Here is an 18,425-nt window from a genome sequence, read left to right as displayed (position 1 = left end):
TTTTCAAAATGAATATATAGACAGAAAAAAAGATTTGTTAACGTACTCGTTTAAATGATACAGGTTTGGCACAAAACCAAACCTGTATTGTGATTAATCGAGCTTACGTTTTATGCTACAGCCTAATGGCTTTGTTTCTGCGACTGCGATCTTTTCACCCGCGGCCAGACTGGTAATCGCGTCTTTTAGATATTCTTCTTTAACATCGGAGGCATTCTTGTAGTTGTCATCGATTGCTCCCTTGTAAACCAAATTGAAGTCTTTATCGAAAAGGAAAACATGTGGTGTCGTTTGACCACCATAAGCATTCGCGATTAAACTTTCGCTGTCAACCAAGTACGGGAAATTATAATGCTTCTCCAAAGCATGCTCTTTCATGGCTTCCAGCGAATCATCTCCACTCCGCTTCATGTAATTCGAATCTAGCACGGCTATTCCCACATCATTCTTCTTAGCCCACTCATAGATGTCATTGTAACGATCCTCCCAAGCCAAAACAAACGGACAAGTGTTACAAGAAAATATGACAACAATTCCATTTTCCTTTTTGAGGTCAGTAAGAGAATATTCTTTCCCTGACGTGTCGGCCATCTTTACTTCTGTATGCTTCGCTTTATCACCGAGCATTAACTGGTTTCCACCTGCAATTGCAAGGCTAACCAAAAACAAAAAGCAAACTGTCAATAAACTTTTCATGGATATTAATTGTATTGGTTATAATTTTTGACAACAACGTTTTTTTGAGCATTGTTTACCGATGATTCAAGGAAATTCTAAATAATTTGTTAATGCTAAGGGATATAAGAAAAAACTACCAACGAGATAACCTGGAGGAAGATAAACTCAGCCAGGAACCATTGGATTTATTTCAAAGTTGGCTAAATGACGCTATACAAGGGAAAGAGGAAGAGCCAACTGCCATGACATTGTCCACGATCTCGAAAGGGTTTCCGGATTCCAGAATTGTTCTGCTGAAAGAGGTAAGCGCTTCAGGCTTTGTATTTTTCACCAACTATCTCAGTAATAAAGGCAAACAATTGGGCGAAGATAATCATGTAGCCTTGAATTTTTTTTGGCCGAAGCTTGAGCGACAGGTAAGGGTAAAAGGAATCGCAGAAAAACTTTCTGAGCAACTCTCAACAGACTACTTTAACTCACGCCCCCGTGACAGCCAAATTGGAGCATGGTCGTCGCCTCAAAGTCGTGAGATTACCGGACGAAAAGAGTTAGATCAGAACTTTGAATACTATACAGCACAATTTGAGGGAAAGGAAATTGTAAAGCCTGCCACATGGGGCGGATACCTGGTGAAAGCTGTTGAAATAGAATTCTGGCAAGGTCGGCCAAATCGCCTTCACGATCGGTTCCGATATACATTAAATGAAAGTATTTGGGAAATAAAAAGGTTGGCTCCATGATGTGGACCAACCCTATTTTATTTTGCTTATTTATCCCAATATTAGCTTACAAATCAACCAACTCGTTTTTTAGAGCATAGATAATAACTTCAACGATATTCTTTGAACCGGTCTTTTCCATTAGGCTGGCCCGATGTTTTTCGACTGTACGATCGGAAATCGAGAGTTCATCAGCGATAATTTTAATTGGCAATCCTTTGCAGGAAAGCTTTAAAACTTCCTGTTCCCGTTTCGAGAATAGGCTTTCCGACATTAGCTTTTGTGAGGATTGAGATTGAACAGCCGGAAAATCAAAAGCTTTTTGAAGTTTCATAGCCAATTCGCCACTTACATCTACTTTCTCTTCTGATAAAATTGAAACCAGCCTGTCATATTCATTCTGTTCTTTCGATTTTGTGTTTTCCACCGGTGCCAGCAAACCAATCATAAAAGTAAATCCCTTGTATTTTTGGCTGGTAGTCACATAGAGCTTAAACTGGTCTGAAGAACGTCTGGCTGTTGTTACCTCAATGATTTCGTCAAAATTCTTAATTAGCCCATTCGAGCATTTGAAGATTTTGGATTGGATTATGGCGTATGAACTGTCAGTCAACAAATCTTTCAAGTTCATTTTTTTCAAGTCATTTGACTCGATTCCAATCATTTCAGAGAAAGCTTGGTTAATTTCGTAGATTGTATCTCCGTCAAACAGAAAAATACCATTCGGTGAAAGTTCGACAAGTGCCTGGTAATCACTTTTCCCTGCATTCATCAATTTTTCATACTTCGCCAAACGTACTTTGATAGACTTCAATAGTTCCTCATTGCTAAACGGTTTGACGATATAGTCATCAACACCTAGCTCCATTCCGAGGCGGATATCTTCCAAATCTGACTTTCCCGATATATATATAAACGGAATTTTGTTTGTTATCGAGCTATCATTTAAGATATTATACACCTGATAGCCATCGATCGGTGACATATTTATATCACACAAAATCAAATCCGGACTATACTCGTAGGCTTTTTGAATGCCTTCGGCGCCGGTATTAGCAATTTGTACCTCATAGCCGTTAACGGTCAAAACATTTTTCAATGTTCTGGATAAGCCCTGATCATCTTCTATGATTAAAACTTTTTTAGCACTCATGGTTACGAATCTTAATAATGAACTCTGTTCCTTGATTTAACTTACTTGTAAAATCAATACTACCTCCCAACAATCCTACACATATCTTAACAATTGGTAAGCCGATGCCGCAGCCTGAAATCATTTTCACGTTGCTGCAACGCTTAAAAGGTTCAAAAACCAATTCCTTTTCTTCGCCAGGAATTCCAATTCCCTGATCTTCAATTGTTATTACCAGTTCATTTTCACGAGACAAAACCTCTAGTTGAATATCTTCTGAAGAAAAATTCAATGCATTCACCAAAAGATTATCCAAACAGCGCATTAATAGAATTCTGTCCGTAAAAAAGGGATCCATTAAAATCTCTTTTTTTACCTTAATCCGGCTTCTGTTAAATTCGCTGTCAGCAGCTTTGTTAACCACCTCATCTATGAATAGATTAAGATCAACAGGACTGTAGCGAGCTTTAACTTCACCTTTAAACGCAGTGTTTAAAAAATATACATTCTCTATAAAATCTGTCAACGAACTTATGGCTTCTTCACACAGCAAAAATGTGTCGTTCACCATTTTTTCATCCAGGTTAAACCTGAACGATTTTAATAATTGCACATTCGAACTTATAATTGAAAGCGGAGTCCTCATTTCATGAGAAATTAAACTAATAATTTGCTTTCCTGATTTAAATTCAGCTTCCCTTACCAAGTCCTGAACTTTATCGTCACTTATATCCTTCAAATTAAAAGTCATCTAACTGTGCTTTTACAAATGTACCACCTGTACCTTAATTAATTATAAATCCAGAATACTAATTCATGAACAAGTACTTTTTCGCCTTCTACCCCCCTCCATCACTGGAGGAAGCAAATGAATTTATTGTTTCGTTGTTCTGTATTTCTCCCTAAAGTAAACCCTAATTGCCAGTTTTAGTTTATCACATGCAATAATTTTACTCAATATTCATGTTGTGTTAACGAAATACCGAGGAAATAGAATTCTTCTTGTTATGCCAGCGATATAATTGCAAGATGATTTGATTCCTGTAACACATCAGACAAAATATTCTCAGCGTTTTTTGACAGTTATTTTTGGAATGGAAGCTTCCGGCGAAAATTGTATATTCGCATAAATAAAAAACAGAGATGATTCCAAAAATAAATTACCCCGGAGAGAATTTTATATTGATGGCCGGTCCTTGTGTTATTGAAGGAGAAGAAATGGCTTTTGAAATTGCAGAGAAGATTCTTGACATAACGACGAAACTACATATTCCTTTTGTTTTCAAGGGATCGTATCGAAAAGCTAACCGAAGCCGAATAGACTCCTTTCAGGGAATTGGCGATGAAAAAGCGCTTCGTATATTGAAAGCCGTTGGTGAAAAATTCAATATCCCTACCGTTACGGATATTCACTCGGCTCAAGAAGCGGCGTTGGCTGCTCAATACGTCGATGTGCTTCAGATCCCAGCCTTTCTGTGCCGCCAAACGGATTTGCTGATTGCTGCTGCAGAAACCGGGAAAGTTGTCAACATTAAAAAGGGACAGTTTCTATCGGCAGAGGCCATGCAGTTTGCGGTGAATAAAGTTAAAGACAGTGGCAACGATAAGGTCATGCTGACTGAGCGAGGAACGACTTTTGGGTACCAGGATTTGGTGGTTGACTACAGGGGAATACCAGTGATGAAGGCAAACAATTGCCCCGTAATTATGGATATTACTCACTCGTTGCAGCAGCCAAATCAGAGCAGCGGAGTAACTGGTGGAAAACCCGAATTAATTGAAACCATTGCCCGTGCAGCGATTGCTGTTGGTGCTGACGGAATCTTTATTGAAACACATCCTAATCCGGCTGTTGCCAAATCAGACGGTGCGAATATGCTCCGATTAGACCTATTGGAAGCTTTGCTTACAAAGCTGGTTAAACTGAAAAAAACGATTGACGAATTATAGTTCTTCAACGAGGGGCCACCAACGAGAAATGCAAGAATCGGAAAAGCAGACGGTTCTTGCATTTTTTATGCTTCTGTTTTCCGATTGACAATTAATGAAAGAACAAATAGCCCATAGTAATTGCGGCAACAATGCCGACAAAATCGGCAAACAGTCCACAAACCAAAGCATGGCGGGTTTTCTTGATTCCAACTGACCCAAAGTACACCGCCAAAATATAGAAAGTCGTGTCGGTTGCTCCCTGAACTGTACTCGCGACCCGTCCTACAAACGAGTCGGCTCCGTAAGTTGTCATCGCATCAACCATCATTCCGCGGGCGCCACTTCCGCTCAGGGGTTTCATCAACGCTGTAGGCAGCGCTTCCACGAAATCGGTATTTACGCCCATTTTTGTTAAAATCCAGGCAATACCATCAATAAACCAATCCATCGCCCCCGAAGTACGAAAAACGCCGATAGCGACTAAAATAGCCACCAAATACGGGATAATCTTAACAGCTACTTTGAACCCGTCTTTTGCGCCGTCGATAAACGCTTCATACACATTTATCCGACTGCGAACTCCGAGCAAAATAAAAGAAACAATAACGCTGAAAAGTATCAAATTACTGGCAACATTCGAAACCATCGTAATCTGATCTTTATCGATGGAAGAGAAGTACCAGATAATCCCGGCAATAATTGCAGTCAATCCTCCCAGGTAGGAAAGAATTGTCTTGTCGAGCAAATTGATTTTTTGATAATAGGAAACAGCCAACAGCCCCGCTAAAGTTGAAAAGTACGTTGCCAACATGATGGGGATGAAAATATCACTTGGATTGATCGCACCGAGCTGAGCCCTGTATACCATGATACTAATCGGCAAAAGCGTCAAGCCGGAAGTGTTCAGTACCAAAAACATGATCTGAGCATTCGATGCCGTATTTTTCTTCGGATTAGTCTCCTGCATTTCCTGCATGGCTTTCAGTCCCATGGGTGTTGCCGCGTTGTCCAAATTTAGCATGTTCGCAGCAATGTTCATCATGATAGAAGCATGCGCCGGGTGGTTGTCTCCCAGCTCCGGAAAGAGTTTGCGAAAAAACGGCCCGATCAACTTTGAAAATACGCGAACCACTCCCCCTTCTTCACCAATCTTCATAATCCCCATCCACAAGGTCAAAACGCCGGTCAAGCCCAGCGAGATTTCAAAACCGGTTTTTGCCGTATCCATGGTTGAATTCATCATCGTTGAAAAAATTTCGGTATCTCCGAAAACGATCAATTTCACCAAGCCTACAACAAATGCAATCAGAAAAAAGAAGATCCAAATATAATTTAAAGCCATATGAGGGGGTGTAACGTGTTTTGTTGCCGTGAATCTACAAAAAATGGTACAACAAATAAAGCGTACTACGAACAAGAAAGGCCACCACGAGGGCAGCCTTTCTATTTTTCAAGAAAAAAGTAATTATTGAATCGTAACAACAATAGGATTACTCAATTTTTCAGCCTCGGCAGAAAGATAGGACTTGAATCCATCCATTTTCTTCCACCTCGGATTTTCCAAACCCCAAACGGCAGCAAAATAATGCCGTGCAGGAATATCGTTCGAAACTTTTTGTGCCACGTAATATGTCTCCGAAATTACATTGCTAAAGCCCTTTTCCGGTACCGTTGGGTACTGGTCAAAATAGTTCACATCTGTTGATCTGGCAACTTTTGTAACCTCGTCAGCCTTTAGCATGACAGCCATTCCCAGTTCATCATGATTCTCCGACTGCTGATCCAATGTTGCAATCACATCATAATCGGCATTTGCGTTGAATTCCTCTGGTTTAGTAGTCAGAAAACTGGTAACAATACCAGTAACCAGCTGCTTCTCCCCAGTGAAGCCAGAAACGGTAACATCAGACTGGAACCAATACTTTCCCGGGTAAACGCTGATGCGTTCAACAGCAGAAAGCATTTGATCAGCAACAGCCCAGCCATCATATTTTAGATCGAAAACGGAACGAACAGGTCCTTCAGTGATCTTCTGATATTCGTAAGTCTCTGTTGAGCCTAAACGATACAGTGAATCGTTTTCCAACATCGCCAATCCACCGGAACCAAGCGAATTACCACAGTGCAGAACATCCATCCCCCAGTCTGCCAGTTCGTGATAACTGCCCATTTCATGCGTATGGATTTTGTCAATGATCAAACCAGGTTGTAACTTTCCAAAAAGGTCCTTGACATTCCGGCAGTCAAAATAGGTTCGAAAACCCATCTTATCATTTTCCCAGCTCACACTTTCTCCCTGTGCAATAATTTTGAAAGGCTCACTTGCAGAAGGCGCCATGTAATAGTCAACTTCTTTGTAAGTGTGATCTCCCTGATCGATTCCCAATCGCAGATTTGTTCGCTTCTCAAAAACAGGATAAGTATCTACATAAGCGACACTTAATTCCAACTTTTCATTTGGATGAAAACTGACCATAAAGGCCAACTCATCCCAGTCTCCGTCGGCGTCCAAATCGTCAAGTTGCGAAGGCAGAGTATCTGTTCCATTCAGAATCACCGGTAATAGTCCCGCTTTGGGAGCGGTAAAAGAAGCATCGAGTTGCTGACGATCCAGAACCAACACCTCATCGGCACGAGTCTGATCGATCGGATTTTCAACAAAAATGTGCTTCTCGTTACCACACGAACTGAATAAAACAGCAAAAGCTGATAACGCTATGAATAGATTTCTTTTCATAGCTAAATACTATAAATCGTTTTCGCCTTTTACGTAACCAAAGTTGGCCAAAATACCACCGTCAACATACAACACCTGGCCGTTTACAAAATCGGCAGCTTTTGAAGACAGGAACAAAGCGGCATTACCAATATCTTCCGGTTCTCCCCAGCGAGCAGCCGGTGTACGCATCATAACCAAGTCGTTAAATGGGTGACCACCTTCACGAATCGGGGCAGTTTGCGATGTTGCAATATAACCTGGTCCGATACCGTTGATTTGAACATTATATTTAGCCCACTCACAACACATATTAGCAGTCAACAATTTCAGACCACCTTTGGCAGAAGCATAGGCAGAAACCGAATTACGACCGTAAACGCTCATCATTGAACACATGTTAATGATTTTTCCATAACGTTTTGCAATCATTTTAGGAGCAACACGCTTTGAAACAATTAACGGAGCAACCAAGTCAACATCAATTACTTGTTTGTAGTCAGCAATAGGCATGTCCAAAATAGGGATACGCTTAATGATTCCTGCGTTGTTTACCAGAATATCGATATCACCTACATTTTTTTCAATTTCGCTAATACCGAAATCTACTTCTTCTTCGCTGGTTACATTAAATTTTACGGTGAAGACGTCGATACCGTCTTTTTTATATTCTTCCTTGCATTCAGCAAGTTTTTCTTCTGAAAGGTCGTTTACACATATTTTAGCACCGGCTTTGCCTAATGTTTTACCAATAGCCATACCAATACCATGTGTTCCACCGGTAACCAAGGCAACTTTGCCCGTCAAATCAAATAATTCTGTCATAATTAAAACTTTAAATGATAGCTAGATAGATTCTTCGTGATCTTATTTCAATTCGGTTGGTTGGATTACATCCATATCTGTATAATCCAGGTTTTCGCCGGCCATACCCCAGATAAAGATATAATTACTGGTTCCTGCAGCAGAGTGAATCGACCAACTTGGAGAAATAACGGCTTGTTCGTTTTTCATCCACAAGTGACGAGTTTCGCTTGGTTGTCCCATAAAGTGGCATACTGCCTGTCCTTCAGGCACATTAAAGTAGAAGTAAACCTCGTTACGACGGCTGTGTGTATGTGCTGGCATCGTATTCCAAACACTACCCGGTTTCAACTCAGTCATTCCCATCTGCAGCTGACATGTTTCTACTACAGTATTGATCAACAATTGGTTAATATCGCGTTCGTTTGATGTCTCCAATGCTCCCAAATGCAATACATTGGCTTCTTTCAAAGTAACGTGCTTTGTTGGAAACTCTTTATGTGCAGGAGCCGAGTTAAAATAGAAACGAGCAGGAACCGAAGCATCTTTTGAACTGAAAACAACATCTTTCGCACCTTTCCCAATGTATAAAGCATCTTTAAAGTCCAAAACATACTCTTTTCCGTCAACTGTAACCGAACCGGTATTCCCTACATTGATAATACCAACTTCGCGGCGTTTACAGAAATATTCTGATTTTAAGGCATCAACAGTTTCCAATGTTAAAGCTTCAGCAGCTGGAACAGCACCGCCAACAATATAACGCTCTATATGAGAGTAAACCATGTGGATTTTGCCTTCTTCCATCAGTTTTTCCACCAAAAATTCTTGACGAATTCTTTCAGTATCATACGATTTAAAGTCCTGAGGATTATAAGCGTAACGCTCTTCGAAAGTAATAGCCATAATGTCCTATTTTATTTGATTTATAAATCTGTAAAAATGAAAATATGTAATACAAGATAGACGAAACAAAGCTGAAATTAGTTCAATCTTTTTCATGTCGATCCGTATTTCATGTGCAAATATAAAATATAAAACAGAAAGATGCAATCGATTGCGCAAAAAGTTGTATTTTAGCTTGATTTTCAAAAATATTGCCATCTTTGTACTGAATTTCGAACTATGGATAATAAAGCTTCAATTACAATACACGATATCGCAAGAGAACTAAATATCTCTGCGTCAACGGTTTCTCGCGCCCTGAATGATAATCCAAGAATCAGCAAGGCTACAAAGGATAAAATTAAAGCGAAAGCATTGGAAATGGGTTATCAACCCAACACGATTGCTTCGAACTTGCGCAACCAGAAAACCAATACGATCGGTATCGTTGTTCCGCTAATCAATCGGCACTTCTTTTCAGCCTTTATCAGTGGTGTTGAAGATGTTGCATTCGCATCAGGTTATAACGTAATTATCTCTCAATCGAATGACTTACTGGAAAAAGAAAAGCAGATTGTACACTCGCTATTCTCAAACAGAGTCGATGGATTGATTGCGTCGTTAAGTATGCAGACCAACGAATTTGACCATTATCAATTGTTCTCGAAGAAGCATATTCCGATTGTATTTTTTGACCGCGTTGTTCCCGAATTAGAGGCCCACAAAATAGTTGTCGACGATTTCATGGTCGGTTTTAAAGCTACCGAGCATCTCATTAAACAGGGATACAAAAGGATCGCTCATTTAGCAGGTCCAACAGTATTGCATACCTATCGGGACCGGATGGCGGGCTACCGGGCTGCACTGGAGAAGTACAACGTCAACATTGACGATAACCTGATTATTCATGGTCGCCTGACCAGGATTGAAGGACAGGAAGCAATTAAAACCCTACTTGCACTCCCCCAGCCTCCTGATGCGGCATTTTGCGGGAACGACACTTCAGCTTTGGCCATGATGGTATATTTGAAGAAGGTTGGCATACGCATTCCTGAAGATTTTGGGTTGATTGGATTTAGCAATGAACCGTTCTCTGAGGTTGTTACACCGTCTATTTCAACTTTAGAACAACCCGCTTTCGAAATGGGTGTTAAGGCTGCAGAACTACTCATTCAGGAAATCGAATCGAAAGTTCGTTTGGAAGAGCACGTTACGATTACGATGCCTACCGAACTTATCCAAAGGGAGTCCTCTTCTCGCAATAAGTAATCTTATTGAGCTTTTAATTGGGTTACCGCGATCTAGGATTTCAATATTGACCTTCGAAAGAGACACTTCCACCGAATATTTCCGGAAAATGAAACTTTGGTCGCAAACGATCTTTTTTGAATGCATCACGAAGGTGTTTTCTTAAGTTTGCTTTCATTAACGATCCAAGATGACTCCATACAAAACGTATCGGGAAAACCCGATGTACCATTTTCTCATCTTACTTGTAGTTGCTTCGGCCATGGGTTTTCAGGGGTGGCGGACGCTGTTCAATAACTTTGCAGTTGATGTCGTTGGCGTCAATTCGGTACAAATCGGCATGATCCAGTCAGTTCGTGAAATTCCCGGTTTTCTGACTTTTTTCGTTGTTTATCTATTGTTGATTTTTGCGGAACACAGATTTGCGTCGTTTTCGGTTATTTTGTTGGGGATAGGTGTTTTTCTGACCGGATTGTTTCCCAGCTTCCGCGGTTTATTATTCACCATTGTTGTCATGTCGGTCGGGTTTCACTTTTTCGAAACCTGCAATCAATCCTTATCCCTACAATATTTCGAGGGTAATCGGGTGCCCCAGGTACTGGCAAAACTAAAAAGTTTTGGCGCCCTGACCAATGTAGCTGTTGGTGGTTTCATCTGGATCATCTCAAAATATCTTGAACTGAATTCCATCTTCTACATTATCGGAGGAATTGTAATTATCCTGGGAACCTACGCTTTGACCCGAAACCCGGTGGATAAAAATCTTCCTGCACAGCAAAAAAAATTGATTCTGAAGAAAAAATACTGGCTCTTTTATGTCTTAAACTTCTTAAGTGGAGCCCGCCGTCAGATTTTTGTAGTTTTTGCGGTGTTTATTTTGGTTGAAAAGTACCACTTCTCGATTGGTCATATCACGACCCTTTTCGTTATCAATAACATTATCACCTACTTTCTCAGTCCGTACGTTGGGAAAGCGATCAACCATTTTGGGGAAAGAACCATGTTGACCATTGAATACAGCAGCCTGATATTCGTTTTTCTGGGATACGCCTTGGTTGAGAACAGAAACTTTGCCACCGGCCTGTACGTGATTGACAACCTGTTTTTCAGCTTTTCGATTGCCATTAACAGCTTTTTCAGGAAATATGCCGAACCGAGAGATATTGCGCCGTCAATGGCTGTCGGTTTTACGATTAATCACATTTCGGCAGTTGTTTTACCTGTTGTTGGCGGATTACTATGGACAATTGATTGGCGAATTCCGTTTATAGCAGGTGCTATAATTGCAATTACATCACTCAGTTTTACGCAATATATTCGGACTTACGAACGTAAATTGCGTTTGGAGCAAGCATAAAAAAAGCAGGATACCCGAAGGTATCCTACTTCCAATAATTCTAAACCTATTTTAACCTAAACGTATTAGCTCAAAAATTTCTTCCGCAGGTCTTCAACCTGGTCATCGTTAATTGGAACCAGTTTACCTAAAGAAGCTCCCATAACAAGCGACTTAGCGCTAAACTCAGCTACTTCCAGTTTATCAAAAGTTCCCAGCAATTTGTCACCTGTTACAAGTACTGAATCGTTGTTGATGATGACAGCCGGAGTATCGTTTGAGATGGTATTCAAAATAGCTTCTTCGCCAGCAAAATGCGAACCAAACGGCATATTTGGAATATCCTGCAAGAAGATCCAGCTTTCAGGGATCGTACGTACATCTAACTTCTCATCAGTAACACTATAAGCCATCAAGTAAGGCGTTTGTGTTAAAATGATAGAGTTGATGCTCGGGTTGCGTTTGTAAATTTCCTGGTGCAACCAAGTTGACCGACTCGGAACTTTACCCGGTTCACGTTTTCCGTCTTTAATTTGCACAATATCGTCATTCTGCATATCCCAACGAGAAACTTGCGGAGGAGTGATCAGGAAGTCGTCGCCTCTCCAACGGACAGAAACTGTTCCGTACGAGCTGATCATCAAACCTTGATCGCAGGCACGGTGAACAATCTTCTTGATATCTTCACGAATAGCACGTTCATCAGAAGGATGTTCAACTGTTTCCATTTCCGGCAATAAACGAGGAATTTGAGATTCAAACTCTTCGATTTGCTCATCAGTCAAATATTTTGGCGTACCAATTTGACTACCATAGATGATCGTGCGACAGCAGAATTCCAAGGTTTCAAAACGTTGGTAGGCATCAATCATGTCTGTACCACCAACAACAGTACCGTGGTTTTCCATGATTACGCCACTGAAGCCTTTTTTGAATTCATCAGCAATTACATCACCTAAATCATCACTTCCTGGAAGTGCATAAGGCGCATAACCAATATCACCACAAATGTTCTTTGCCTGAGGAATGATGTTGGTATTCGGGATTTGACGCACAATACTGAGTGATACCAGTGCCGGCGGGTGAGCGTGAATAACTGCTTTAATTTCAGGACGACATTCATAAATAGCCTTGTGGAAAGGAAATTCTGAAGAGGGTTTATGACGACCATCAATTGTTCCGTCTTTACAAACACGAACAATATCTGAAGCCCGAAGTGTACCCTTGTCGATAGCCGACGGGGTTACCCAAATATCTCCATTTTCATCAATAATCGAAATATTACCTCCTGAAGTAGTCGTCAAACCGCTTCGGTAAATCTTATCAATGATCATCGTGATCTGGTCACGTGGATGCATCAATTTGGTGTCTAATTTTCTCATTTCTAACTAAATTTTATTGTGGAATTTAATATGCTGCTTCGTAAATTTTCACCGTTTCTTCTAAATTAACCGAACGAGGATTACCTCCTGTACAAACATCAGCTAAAGCTTTGTTGGCCATGGTTTCGAAGTCTTCGGCTTTTGCGCCCAGTTCTTTTAATCCTGTAGGAATACCAACATCGGACGACAATTTTTTAATTGCGGCGATTGCTGCTTTATTTGCTTCTTCTGTCGACATACCCGTTGTGTCAACTCCCAAAGCTTCAGCAATTTTTCGGAATTTATCGCCACAAACAGGTGCATTGAACTCTTCAACGTAAGGAAGTAGCACTGCGTTACAAACACCGTGTGGTAAGTCGTAAACTGCTCCCAATTGGTGAGCCATTGAGTGTACATATCCCAAGCCACAGTTCGAAAATGCTTGTCCGGCAATAAATTGTCCCCAAGCCATTTTGCTACGAGCTTCCAGGTTTTGACCGTCGTTTACAGCGTCCCGCAAACTTTCGCCAATCAACTGAATCGCTTTCAATGCCAAGGTGTCTGACCAATCAAAAGCACCTGCAGTAACATACGCTTCAACTGCGTGAGTTAATGCATCCATACCGGTAGCGGCTGTCAGGCTTTTCGGCATGTTCAGCATCAGTATCGGGTCATTAACAGCTATATCAACCAAACAGTTTTTGTCAACCATCACCATTTTAACTTTCCGCTCTTCGTCGGTAATTACATAGTTAATAGTAATTTCGCTGGCCGTTCCTGCTGTTGTATTGATTGCGATTAACGGAGCCGATTTTTTAGCCGATTTATGAATACCCTCGTATTCTTCAATCTTTCCACCGTTTGTTGCCAGAATCGCGATTGCTTTTCCACAATCCTGAGGTGATCCACCACCGAGCGTTATAATACAGTCGCAGTTGTTATCCTGGTATACTTTCAACCCTTCGTTGACGTTTTTTACAGTCGGATTTTGTTTTACCTGATCGAAGATCAAATATTTCAAACCGGCTTCTTTCAAAATATCTTCAACCTTCGCTGCCAGTCCAATTTGAACTAAAACAGGGTCGGTTACGAATAAAACTTGCTTGTATGCGCTATTTTTCAGATCCTCCTTCAATTCAGCCAAGGCATTAGGGCCAATCAAGCTTAAAGGGGGCAAATAAATTCTTGTTGCACTTTCCATTTTGTTATTGTTTCTGTAGTTGATTTTATGTTGATTTTTAATTTTTGGTCAGTTTTGTAGTTGTGCGAAAACCTACTCGGTCGGCTACAACCAATGCTGCGCCTAGTGCACTGGCATTATCAATTTCTGAGGTCACAATTTGCTTTTGCACAAAATGCTGGTTCAGTAAATGAATAAAAATCGGGTTCCGGGCAAAGCCACCGGAAATGTACAATTTCCGTGTTTCATCATTTTCGGGAATCACCAAATGAATAGATGTGATGCACAAAGCTGTCAAATCAATCATCAATTTGGTATAAGCTTCTTCGTAGTTTGAGAATTGCGTCAGACCGACCAGTTTCAATCCATCATCAAAGCTTTTTTTTCCTGTCGGGAAGAAGAGCGATTCATTTTTGAAACGATCATTCAAGCTATCAATTAGCTCCTCATCGCATTTCACATAGCGAAAGTGATTTTCATCCGTTTTGAAATGTTCGGCCAGTTTGGCGGCCCACACTTCGTGAAAATGCCCCATGAATAAACGAGAGGACTTCACTTGTTGTTGATCGGGACTTAAAAAGCAAAGGCAATCCTGTTCCAGCTGTTCCGCTGTTAGCGGTTCACTGTTGAACGGATTCATTGTTATACACCAGGTGCCGGTTGAAACCAAAATAAATGGTTCTTCGCTCCCTTTCAAATAAGGAACAAGCGAAGATGAACTGTCGTGAATTCCGGTTCCGACTAATATTTTTTTGTCGCCAATTGAAGCATCAAATACCTGATCGTTGGTTAACGGCTGTGGCAATTCAATGCCATTATCTTTTAACCAAGGATGATAAGCCATTTTGTCGAAATCCCACATAAATGTGTGGCACCCAATTGAAGTTGGTTCCGATACCACTTGGCCACTTAACGCGTATGTCAGGTATTGCGGGAAATGCAGAATTGAACGACTCTTCGCAAAAACTTCAGGCTTTTCCTGTTTGAGCCATAAAGCCTGAATTCCGGAATTCAGCAATAAACCCAAAGCCGGGCTTGCTGTACGTCGGCAAAATTCATCTTTGCCTCCGTTTTGATCAAAAAGAGTGGTCGCGATACTTTCCGGAACTTCTTTCAGGTAGTTATATACTGGGGTAAGGCGCTTTCCATTTTCGTCCAGGAACATCAACGAAGCACCATAGGTTGAAAAATTGACAGCCTTGAGATTATATTCACCGGCTTCAGTCAAATTGGTTAATTCTACTTTAATCCAATCGGTAATCCGATCAATATCATCACATTCAAAACCATCTTCATCTGCACAAACCGGGAATTTTTGTTCGTGTTGAAAAACCAGTTGCATGTCCTCGTCGAATAGGAGAACTTTCTTATTGGTTTTTCCAATATCGAATACTGCAATAACTTCTTTCATCTTCCAGTAAAAAAGGTCATCGACCTATTTAATCAACCTAACAAATTAGGTTGCTGCAGAAAAATTTGAATTTACCGGCACAGCTTACTTCCTAAATCCCGCTTCCGGTGCCGGTAAAATCTCTTCCACATTATTTGAATAAAAAACTATCGTTTGCTTAAAACTTCTTTTTCGTACTGCTGAATTTCAGCAATGTAATCTGATCCTGTTGGAACACCTTCCTGCAAGCAGTAGTAATCCCAAACAGCTGCAAATGGCATTGTTTTCAGCTCTTCCAACATCGCCAGACGCTCAAAGTTTTGACCAGCTTCTTCCAGTTCAATCAATGATTTAGTAGGCTCCAACATAGCAATCAAGAATGCTTTTTGTGCAGCGCGTGTACCCACAACGTAAGCACCAATCCGGTTGATTGAAGCATCGAAGAAGTCCAAACCAACATTTACACGTCCCATAAAATCGTTACGAACGATCTCAGACGCGATCAATTGAATTTCCTCGTTCAAAGTCACTACGTGGTCAGAATCCCACCGGATAGGACGAGTTACGTGAAGTAACACTTCGTCAACAAACTGAAGGCAAGACGAAATCTTATCACCAACAACTTCTGTCGGGTGGAAGTGACCATTATCCAAACAAATCATTTTGTTATTCTTGATCGCATACCCCAGGTAGTAGTCGTGAGAACCTACAGTCATCGACTCGGCACCAATACCGAACACTTTACTTTCAACGGCATCTTTCATGTTTTCTTTCGGATACTCAGTTGCAAAGCCTTCGTCCAACGATTTTGTTAATTGAGCACGCATGCCGTTACGATCGATAGGTGTATCCTTTGATCCATCAGGAATCCAGGTATTCAACACACAGGGAGATCCAAGTTGCGCCCCAATTTCGTTGGCGATTTCGCGAGAACGCTTCAAGTGCTCAACCCAAAACTTACGAACTTCTTCATCTTTTGATGACAAAGTAAAGCCACTGTCAGCTTTAGGGTGAGAGAAAAATGAACCATTAAAGTCCATGCCGATTCCCATTTTTTTACACCAGTCGATCCAACCTTGGAATTGTTTGACAGTGATTGTATCACGATCAACCATACCCTCTGAAAAATCACCATACAATGCGTGCACGTTTATACGTTGCTTACCGGGAAGCATGGCCATTACTTTTTCTAAGTCTGTTGTGATTTCTGCAATATTGCGCGCCTTACCCGGGTAATTACCAGTTGCCTGAATACCACCAGACAATTGACCATCAGGATTCTCAGTACCTGATACATCGTCGGTTTGCCAACAGTGCAATGAAATGGCCAGTTCGCTCATTTTTGCCATGGCGGCATCTGTATCTACGCCCAAAGCAGCGTATTGCTCTTTTGCTATTTCGTAAGCTTTTTTGATTAATTCAGTCTTGCTCATTTTATATTGATTTTTAGATTCTGTAATTCTTGTATCTGTTACTTTTCGTATTCGTTTTAAATACTATTTGGTTGTCAAATACGTTGATCAACCAACCTTTACGCCATGTAAAACACTTCTTCCAATTGCACACTCACAGGCGAATTATCGGGGTTTGTTTTCATGATATCGGCCATAAATGCCCACCATTTTTGCACAATTTCAGTTTGCCCTAAGTCCTGTGAACCACCCTCGCCGCTAACTTTTTGGAAAGCAAACAGGGTATTTGTTTCCTCGTCCAGAAAGATGGAGTATTCGCTCACACCGGCGTCTTTCAACAATTTTTTCAGTTCCGGCCAAAGTTCATTGTGCCGTTTCCGGTATTCTTCTTTTTGCCCTTCATTCAGGTGCATTTTAAATGCTAAACGGCTCATAACACGCTTGTTTTAATTTAAAAAATCACTTTTAGCAATACCCATAATTATTATAGATAAAAGGATCAGTCCAATTCCAAGGAAAATGGTCGTTCTGGTCTTACTGGAAACATCGGCCCATTCTTTGCGATAAAATCCCCAGAAATTAGCCGTAAGAATAATCGTAGACATGTGTAAAATCCAGGAACTGGCACCATTACCAATTTTTGTTTCACCCATTCCGTAGAAAAAAAACTGGAGGAACCAGGTTGTACCGGCTAATGCACAGAACAGGTAGTTCTTAAGCAGAGGCGACGACGAATCAACCAAATCGCCACCGGTTTTATTTTTAATGATAAGCGCAACCGACCAAATTAAATTGGTTGTTAAACCGCCCCATAGAATTACTAAGAAGATGATATTGTTCTCAAACAGGTAGGTTCCGTCGCTAACAAACGGGAAATTATTTGAAACCGCGACCTCACGAACGGCCTCGCCCATCTGTTTACCGGCATCGATACCAAAACTAAAAAAGGCACTTAGCACACCTGATATAGCTGCGATAATTAATCCAAATGTTAATTTAAATTCGGTGTTAACACCGTCTTTATGTCCCACGATGTCTTTGTCTTTCATCAAACCGGCCTTCCCGCAAAAGACAATTCCGACCATCAGCACAAGAATACCGAACAGAATCACACGGCCACTGTCGCTTGCCAACATATCTGTCAGTGAATCTCCTGCAGGTAAAACTTCAGCTAAATTGCCAACATTACGAAGAATTGGCAAGCCTAACGAGCCCACCAACGACGTAATTCCCAGTAGTACTGAGTTACCGAGCGACATACCAAGATAGCGGATACCTAAGCCATAGGTCAATCCGCCGATCCCCCAAAGAATACCAAGAACATAAGTTGTACGTACGACAGAAGAATCAGCTGCTGCCAAAATCCCCTGCCAGTCGGGAGTTGTTAAAAGAACTGCGATAAACGGCATGATCAGCCACGAAAAAAGTCCTCCAACGATCCAATAGACCTCCCAGCGCCATTTTTTTACTAGATCATATGGCATGTACCAGCTTCCGGACGAAGCACCACCGAGAGAGTGAAAAATAATTCCTAAAATAGCTTGCATAGTTTAGTAGATTAATCAGGTTTAAAATGATTATTTATACATTTGGTTTGATAATATTCATAAGTGCGAAACAAAAGTAGTCGGA

The 18,425-nt window shown here is 40.9% G+C and carries 17 protein-coding genes; 4 read left to right on the top strand and 13 right to left on the bottom strand.

The genetic code is table 11. The features are described 5' to 3' along the window. Nucleotides 1-93: 93 nt before the first annotated feature. The gene (locus GJV22_RS08390) at nt 94-696 is read right to left on the bottom strand and encodes a thioredoxin family protein (protein ID WP_163711599.1); all 603 of its coding nucleotides are present in this window, start codon (nt 694-696) and stop codon (nt 94-96) included. Nucleotides 697-788: 92 nt separating this feature from the next. On the opposite strand from GJV22_RS08390, the gene pdxH reads away from it, so the two are divergent. Beyond that, nucleotides 789-1,418, top strand: coding sequence for a pyridoxamine 5'-phosphate oxidase (gene pdxH / locus GJV22_RS08385; protein WP_163711596.1), 630 nt, complete (start codon nt 789-791; stop codon nt 1,416-1,418). A gap of 46 nt (nt 1,419-1,464) precedes the next feature. Here pdxH and GJV22_RS08380 read toward each other — a convergent pair whose 3' ends face one another. Continuing rightward, nucleotides 1,465-2,550 (bottom strand): response regulator, encoded by a 1,086-nt coding sequence (locus GJV22_RS08380; RefSeq protein ID WP_163711593.1) that lies wholly within the window; start codon nt 2,548-2,550, stop codon nt 1,465-1,467. Next, nucleotides 2,540-3,280, bottom strand: a complete 741-nt coding sequence (locus tag GJV22_RS08375; protein ID WP_163711591.1) for a sensor histidine kinase — start codon at nt 3,278-3,280, stop codon at nt 2,540-2,542. Before GJV22_RS08375 ends, GJV22_RS08380 begins: the two co-directional genes overlap by 11 nt. Before the next feature lie 392 nt (nt 3,281-3,672). Here GJV22_RS08375 and kdsA point away from each other — a divergent pair, with 392 nt between their 5' ends. After that, nucleotides 3,673-4,479 (top strand): 3-deoxy-8-phosphooctulonate synthase, encoded by an 807-nt coding sequence (gene kdsA / locus GJV22_RS08370; RefSeq protein WP_163711589.1) that lies wholly within the window; start codon nt 3,673-3,675, stop codon nt 4,477-4,479. A 91-nt stretch (nt 4,480-4,570) separates the two neighbouring features. Here kdsA and GJV22_RS08365 read toward each other — a convergent pair whose 3' ends face one another. The 4 genes from GJV22_RS08365 to kduI form a co-directional block, all read right to left on the bottom strand. Continuing rightward, on the bottom strand, nt 4,571-5,803 hold the full coding sequence (locus GJV22_RS08365; RefSeq protein WP_163711584.1) for a nucleoside recognition domain-containing protein: 1,233 nt from the start codon (nt 5,801-5,803) through the stop codon (nt 4,571-4,573). A gap of 123 nt (nt 5,804-5,926) precedes the next feature. Then, the gene (locus GJV22_RS08360) at nt 5,927-7,198 is read right to left on the bottom strand and encodes a DUF4861 domain-containing protein (protein WP_163711582.1); all 1,272 of its coding nucleotides are present in this window, start codon (nt 7,196-7,198) and stop codon (nt 5,927-5,929) included. Between the two features lie 9 nt (nt 7,199-7,207). Continuing rightward, nucleotides 7,208-8,002 carry a gluconate 5-dehydrogenase gene (locus GJV22_RS08355; protein ID WP_163711579.1) on the bottom strand — a complete coding sequence of 265 codons (795 nt, stop codon included), beginning with the start codon at nt 8,000-8,002 and terminating at the stop codon, nt 7,208-7,210. Nucleotides 8,003-8,044: 42 nt separating this feature from the next. Beyond that, entirely contained in the window at nt 8,045-8,887 is an 843-nt protein-coding gene (gene kduI, locus GJV22_RS08350) for a 5-dehydro-4-deoxy-D-glucuronate isomerase (protein WP_163711576.1), read from the bottom strand. A gap of 219 nt (nt 8,888-9,106) precedes the next feature. Between kduI and GJV22_RS08345 the strand changes: the two genes are divergently transcribed. Both GJV22_RS08345 and GJV22_RS08340 read left to right on the top strand, forming a co-directional pair. Next, nucleotides 9,107-10,135: a LacI family DNA-binding transcriptional regulator gene (locus tag GJV22_RS08345; protein ID WP_163711575.1), complete on the top strand. Its 1,029-nt coding sequence runs from the start codon at nt 9,107-9,109 to the stop codon at nt 10,133-10,135. 169 nt (nt 10,136-10,304) lie between these two features. Continuing rightward, nucleotides 10,305-11,471: an MFS transporter gene (locus tag GJV22_RS08340; RefSeq protein WP_163711572.1), complete on the top strand. Its 1,167-nt coding sequence runs from the start codon at nt 10,305-10,307 to the stop codon at nt 11,469-11,471. A gap of 65 nt (nt 11,472-11,536) precedes the next feature. Here the strand turns inward: GJV22_RS08340 and GJV22_RS08335 are convergent, their stop codons facing one another. From GJV22_RS08335 to GJV22_RS08310, 6 genes are all read right to left on the bottom strand, one after another. Then, nucleotides 11,537-12,832 carry a class II aldolase/adducin family protein gene (locus GJV22_RS08335; protein ID WP_163711569.1) on the bottom strand — a complete coding sequence of 432 codons (1,296 nt, stop codon included), beginning with the start codon at nt 12,830-12,832 and terminating at the stop codon, nt 11,537-11,539. A gap of 25 nt (nt 12,833-12,857) precedes the next feature. Further along, nucleotides 12,858-14,012 carry an iron-containing alcohol dehydrogenase gene (locus GJV22_RS08330; protein WP_163711566.1) on the bottom strand — a complete coding sequence of 385 codons (1,155 nt, stop codon included), beginning with the start codon at nt 14,010-14,012 and terminating at the stop codon, nt 12,858-12,860. Nucleotides 14,013-14,049: 37 nt separating this feature from the next. Next, nucleotides 14,050-15,402: an FGGY-family carbohydrate kinase gene (locus tag GJV22_RS08325; RefSeq protein ID WP_163711563.1), complete on the bottom strand. Its 1,353-nt coding sequence runs from the start codon at nt 15,400-15,402 to the stop codon at nt 14,050-14,052. 146 nt (nt 15,403-15,548) lie between these two features. Further along, a complete protein-coding gene (locus GJV22_RS08320; RefSeq protein WP_163711559.1) occupies nt 15,549-16,814 on the bottom strand; it encodes an L-rhamnose isomerase in 1,266 nt (421 codons plus the stop codon). A gap of 98 nt (nt 16,815-16,912) precedes the next feature. After that, on the bottom strand, nt 16,913-17,227 hold the full coding sequence (rhaM, locus tag GJV22_RS08315) for an L-rhamnose mutarotase (RefSeq protein ID WP_163711557.1): 315 nt from the start codon (nt 17,225-17,227) through the stop codon (nt 16,913-16,915). 12 nt (nt 17,228-17,239) lie between these two features. Further along, the gene (locus GJV22_RS08310) at nt 17,240-18,340 is read right to left on the bottom strand and encodes an L-rhamnose/proton symporter RhaT (RefSeq protein WP_163711554.1); all 1,101 of its coding nucleotides are present in this window, start codon (nt 18,338-18,340) and stop codon (nt 17,240-17,242) included. Nucleotides 18,341-18,425: the final 85 nt, after the last annotated feature.

The sequence above is a fragment of the Mangrovibacterium lignilyticum genome (assembly GCF_010882175.1).
Classification (GTDB): domain Bacteria; phylum Bacteroidota; class Bacteroidia; order Bacteroidales; family Prolixibacteraceae; genus Mangrovibacterium; species Mangrovibacterium lignilyticum.
The sequence above is the reverse complement of the archived record's forward strand: the minus strand, read 5'-3'. Positions and strand labels throughout refer to the sequence as shown.

Bases quoted from the DNA above. Each gene is read 5' to 3' on its own strand.
- GJV22_RS08380 (WP_163711593.1), bottom strand. From the start codon at position 2,550: ATGAGTGCTAAAAAAGTTTTAATCATAGAAGATGATCAGGGCTTATCC.
- kduI (WP_163711576.1), bottom strand. From the start codon at position 8,887: ATGGCTATTACTTTCGAAGAGCGTTACGCTTATAATCCTCAGGACTTT.
- kdsA (WP_163711589.1), top strand. From the start codon at position 3,673: ATGATTCCAAAAATAAATTACCCCGGAGAGAATTTTATATTGATGGCC.
- GJV22_RS08320 (WP_163711559.1), bottom strand. From the start codon at position 16,814: ATGAGCAAGACTGAATTAATCAAAAAAGCTTACGAAATAGCAAAAGAG.
- GJV22_RS08375 (WP_163711591.1), bottom strand. From the start codon at position 3,280: ATGACTTTTAATTTGAAGGATATAAGTGACGATAAAGTTCAGGACTTG.
- GJV22_RS08390 (WP_163711599.1), bottom strand. From the start codon at position 696: ATGAAAAGTTTATTGACAGTTTGCTTTTTGTTTTTGGTTAGCCTTGCA.
- GJV22_RS08355 (WP_163711579.1), bottom strand. From the start codon at position 8,002: ATGACAGAATTATTTGATTTGACGGGCAAAGTTGCCTTGGTTACCGGT.
- GJV22_RS08345 (WP_163711575.1), top strand. From the start codon at position 9,107: ATGGATAATAAAGCTTCAATTACAATACACGATATCGCAAGAGAACTA.
- GJV22_RS08360 (WP_163711582.1), bottom strand. From the start codon at position 7,198: ATGAAAAGAAATCTATTCATAGCGTTATCAGCTTTTGCTGTTTTATTC.
- GJV22_RS08310 (WP_163711554.1), bottom strand. From the start codon at position 18,340: ATGCAAGCTATTTTAGGAATTATTTTTCACTCTCTCGGTGGTGCTTCG.
- GJV22_RS08325 (WP_163711563.1), bottom strand. From the start codon at position 15,402: ATGAAAGAAGTTATTGCAGTATTCGATATTGGAAAAACCAATAAGAAA.
- GJV22_RS08335 (WP_163711569.1), bottom strand. From the start codon at position 12,832: ATGAGAAAATTAGACACCAAATTGATGCATCCACGTGACCAGATCACG.
- GJV22_RS08340 (WP_163711572.1), top strand. From the start codon at position 10,305: ATGACTCCATACAAAACGTATCGGGAAAACCCGATGTACCATTTTCTC.
- pdxH (WP_163711596.1), top strand. From the start codon at position 789: ATGCTAAGGGATATAAGAAAAAACTACCAACGAGATAACCTGGAGGAA.
- GJV22_RS08365 (WP_163711584.1), bottom strand. From the start codon at position 5,803: ATGGCTTTAAATTATATTTGGATCTTCTTTTTTCTGATTGCATTTGTT.
- GJV22_RS08330 (WP_163711566.1), bottom strand. From the start codon at position 14,012: ATGGAAAGTGCAACAAGAATTTATTTGCCCCCTTTAAGCTTGATTGGC.
- rhaM (WP_163711557.1), bottom strand. From the start codon at position 17,227: ATGAGCCGTTTAGCATTTAAAATGCACCTGAATGAAGGGCAAAAAGAA.